At 60.8% G+C, this 3682-nt stretch carries 5 protein-coding genes; 1 reads left to right on the plus strand and 4 read right to left on the minus strand.

Features of this window, described 5'->3' with window-relative positions; all coding sequences use genetic code 11:
• A partial coding sequence (locus tag JCM25156_RS23670; protein WP_034959425.1) for a terminase small subunit-like protein occupies positions 1–230 on the minus strand: 230 nt, incomplete at its 3' end.
• 240 nt (positions 231–470) lie between these two features.
• Positions 471–1523: a hypothetical protein gene (locus tag JCM25156_RS11105; RefSeq protein ID WP_025813128.1), complete on the minus strand. Its 1053-nt coding sequence runs from the start codon at positions 1521–1523 to the stop codon at positions 471–473.
• 215 nt (positions 1524–1738) lie between these two features.
• On the opposite strand from JCM25156_RS11105, the gene JCM25156_RS32830 reads away from it, so the two are divergent.
• Positions 1739–1987, plus strand: coding sequence for a hypothetical protein (locus tag JCM25156_RS32830; protein WP_457851820.1), 249 nt, complete (start codon positions 1739–1741; stop codon positions 1985–1987).
• Here JCM25156_RS32830 and JCM25156_RS23675 read toward each other — a convergent pair.
• Complete coding sequence (locus tag JCM25156_RS23675) at positions 1947–2831, minus strand: DMT family transporter (RefSeq protein WP_457851821.1); 885 nt, start codon at positions 2829–2831, stop codon at positions 1947–1949. The genes JCM25156_RS32830 and JCM25156_RS23675 overlap by 41 nt on opposite strands.
• A gap of 415 nt (positions 2832–3246) precedes the next feature.
• Positions 3247–3600 carry a DUF6456 domain-containing protein gene (locus JCM25156_RS23680; protein ID WP_242402612.1) on the minus strand — a complete coding sequence of 118 codons (354 nt, stop codon included), beginning with the start codon at positions 3598–3600 and terminating at the stop codon, positions 3247–3249.
• Between the last annotated feature and the right edge of the window lie 82 nt (positions 3601–3682).

Consider the following 3682-nt stretch of genomic DNA (forward strand, 5'->3'; position numbering starts at 1 on the left):
CTCCTCGGCCAGCCGTGTCGGCCGCCGCCGTCGCGTGCGGTGGCGTATAAGGCGCGAAAGGCCGCGTTGTCGCGCAACCAGCGAAAGACGGTGGCGCGGTGTGGCATGCCCGTCGCGCTACAGATCGCGCGCAGGCTCTGCCCATCGGCCAGACGGGTGCAGATTTCATCCGCCAGGCGGCGGCTGTACGCCCCGCGCCGCGGCACCTGCGGGGCAGCGTGTTGGGGCATGGCGTTCTCCCTTATGGATTACGGGGGCCAGAATGCACAACGCCCGGTCACCGTGGGAGCGGTGCCGGGCGCGGATGTGTCATGATGAGACCTTTATGCAAAAAAAGCGTGCAGGCAGCAAACATATATCCAACAGCCCGCTGTCAGGGGTGCAGGCTGCCTTCAATGTTGAAAATAACCTGCTGATTCCATGGCTATTTTCTTAACAGACCTGACGTTAAACCAAAAACTGGTGGCGTATCAGTCCGGTGACGTGTTTTTCATGAGGGGTATAAAGACAGGGCGGCCCTGCGTGCTGTCGGGCTGGCAGTAGCTGAACCCGGTCAGGGCGCGAACCAGTGCTACGGGAATATCGAAGTAAAAATCGACCGCGCCGGGCGGATAGCCGCTTTCCACTTCCTCCTTTTCCATATCCGCGACAATGCTGGATAACTGGGTGGGTGGCTCGCCGCTGGTGCTCAGGTCATGCGGGCTGATCGCGCCATCATGGGTGACAGACCATATCTCCACCCCGTTATGGTAAGCGGTGGCGCAACTGGAATACGCATGTTCATCAATGGCGGTGAATATCACATCCGCCCCCAGTGTATCAATGCGCGCGCGCAGGGCTGTCGCATCGGCCATATCGTTGCACCACACCACGCACCACCCGCCCGGCAGCATGGCGATGCACTGGCGGGCTGTGGGTGTGTCTATCGCTGCCCCGCCCTTTTTCAGTCCGAGGCAGTGCAGGATTTCCGCAGGATCAGGGCCATGGACCATGAACAGTCCCACGGCATATCCCGCCGGGCGGGGCGGGCAGGCTTCGCGCACATAGGGCCGCAGCCTTATGGGCAGAAATATGTCCTGCTCCCCTTCATCCCACGCGGGTTGACCGAACATGACCCGGCCATTGACCAGTGTATAGGGATAGGCAATCTGCGCGGACGAGCCATCGCGATAGGCGCACATGACAACCGCCGCCTGTGTCGCCTTCTTCCCGCCGGGCAGGATGACGGTGCAGTTGGCGATCACGGCAGCCGCGCGCTGTGGCCTGGTGCGCACGCTGTGACGTAACGCAGCCCGTACCTGTGCCAGCTGGGCCGTGGGGTCGGCCGAGGTGTGTGGCGGGGCTACGCGCATAATCCCGCCCTGCGGGTCCATGACCGCCCCAAACGGGGCGAACACGCCCTGTGCCGCAAGCAGGGTTTCTGCTTCCGGCAGCAGGGTATGCGCCAGTTCAGTAAAATCGCGCTCCGGCGCCGCCAGCCAGAAAGGCGGGGCCGCTACATCACTGTCCTGATAAGCCACCATTATGCCTTTCCCTGAATACTGCCTGAAAAGAGTTTACTGAAAATAAAAGTTTTTGGATGCCACCTTTTTTCAAAAAGGCGGCGTTCCCTGAAGCTTTCTGTAAAAATCTTCACCCAAAACCACCTTGAGATTACAGGCTACTTCACTACCTCCCGGTCCTTGCGGCGGGAATGTACAACCTGCCCAATCCACAATGAATGCGGAATTCAGGCCATATGCGCGGAACCGGGGCCATGGTCATGCCCGTGGGTGTCGTCATGCGTATGCCGGTGGTGCAGGTCGGGATAATGGGCATGGCTATGCACCAGCTTCGTGTGCCGGTGGCGGTGGGTGTGGGGCTCCCCCGCCGGATCGTCGGGGCCGTGAAGGTGCTGGTGGTGGGCATCATGCACATGGCGGTGGGTATGTTCCATCTCCTCATGTTCATGAATATGGGCGTGGCGTTCGCTCAGGTGCAGCCATAGCCCCGTTCCCATCAGCACGCCCGCCACCAGCAGGCGCGGCATGTCTCCTTCCTGCCCATGGAACAGCGCGACCGACACCAGCGCGCCGACAAAGGGCGCAAGCGCGAAATAGGCCCCCGTACGTGCCGCACCAAGATGGCGCAACCCCAGCATGAATAGCACAAGGCTGACCCCATAGCCCAGGAACCCTACGCCAGCGGCGGCGGCGATAATGCCAGCTCCCGGCAGCCGCGTGCTGGAACACCAGCGCGGCCAGCAGGTTCACGCTGCCCGCCACGACACCCTTGATCATGGCGATACGTACCGGATCCGCCGCCGAGAGCCGGCCGCTCAGATTATTGTCAATGCCCCAGCACAGGCAGGCCGCGGCAATGTACAGCGCGCCTGGCGCGAATGTCGCCTGCCCCTGCCATGACAGTACGCCCGCGCCCAGCAGGATGCACCCCGCGCCAAACAGCAGCCGACGGTCCACATTTTCACGGAACACGACCCACGCGATCAGCAGTGTCGCCATGCTTTCCAGATTGAGCAGAAGCGACGCGCTGGCCGCATCCGTCCGTGCCAGCCCGACCATAAGCAACAGCGGCCCCGCCACTCCACCCGCCGCAATAACCGCCAGCAGGCACGGCAGGTCAGCGCGTGTAAGGGGGGCCTCGTCATGTGTGGGAAGCCGTAACGCAGCGCGTGCACGCAGCACCAGCGCCAGCCCGACACCGGAGCCAAGGTAAAGTAGGCCCGCCGCCATCTGTGGTGTCATATCGCCCAGCAGCATCTTGGCGAACGGCGTGCTGATGCCAAACAGCACGGCGGAAAGCAGGGCAAGGCAGAGGCCAGTTCTGTTCATGCCCGCCATTCTACCATGCGGACAGGATCAACAACACCTTTGCCATGGTGTTTTTCCATCAGGCATGGAGCGTGCGGAGAGGCTGGTCCTTCTTGCCCATCTCGCCTGAAAAACGGAGATCGCGGCACGGATGCACTGGTGGGTGGCCTGCCGAATACAACACCCGGACTATGATCCAGCGGTGAACAGTAAATGCGGGTTATCGTCAATTTATATAAATATTAAATTTCTCATAGATAATCAGGTGTTCTATAAGAATAAAAGTTTTGGGGTGCCGTCTTTTTTCTAAAAAGGCGGCGTTTCCTGAAGCTTTTTGTAAAAAACTTCACCAAAAACTTCTTTCTGGTTTCCAGAATATCTTAAAATACGGACTGTTTAAATGGTCTCCTGCCATTCCATTAATAGCGGAAAATCTTCATCGCCACTGTTCATGCAGTACGTCCAGCGCCGCGCGCAGTGTGCGTGTCCGGGTGCCTGGGTATTCGTCCATTCCGCACACGGCGCAGACCACACGGGCACGGGCGGGGGTAAGAAGCCCCAGCGCGCGATCAATCGCGTTACGCGCATGCACGGCGGCCTCAGTTTCTTCCATACTGCCCGCACCGGCTCCGGTGTGGGGCGTATAACGTTGCACCATCCGGCCACTCCGCGTGCTGCGTAGCCAGTCACGGCGAAAGCGCAGGCCCACGTCATACTGTTCGGCGCTCAGCCCCGCATTGGCGCGGTGAAACAGGCGATCGAGCATACAGCCATCGCGCAGGCGGCGCACGGTATGCGGGCGTACGCCGGGGGCAAGGGTAACGCGGCGCCGTCTCTACTGCGCGCGTCATTGCCGCGGGGCCGTCCGTTCC

The organism is Komagataeibacter kakiaceti JCM 25156 (genome assembly GCF_000613305.1).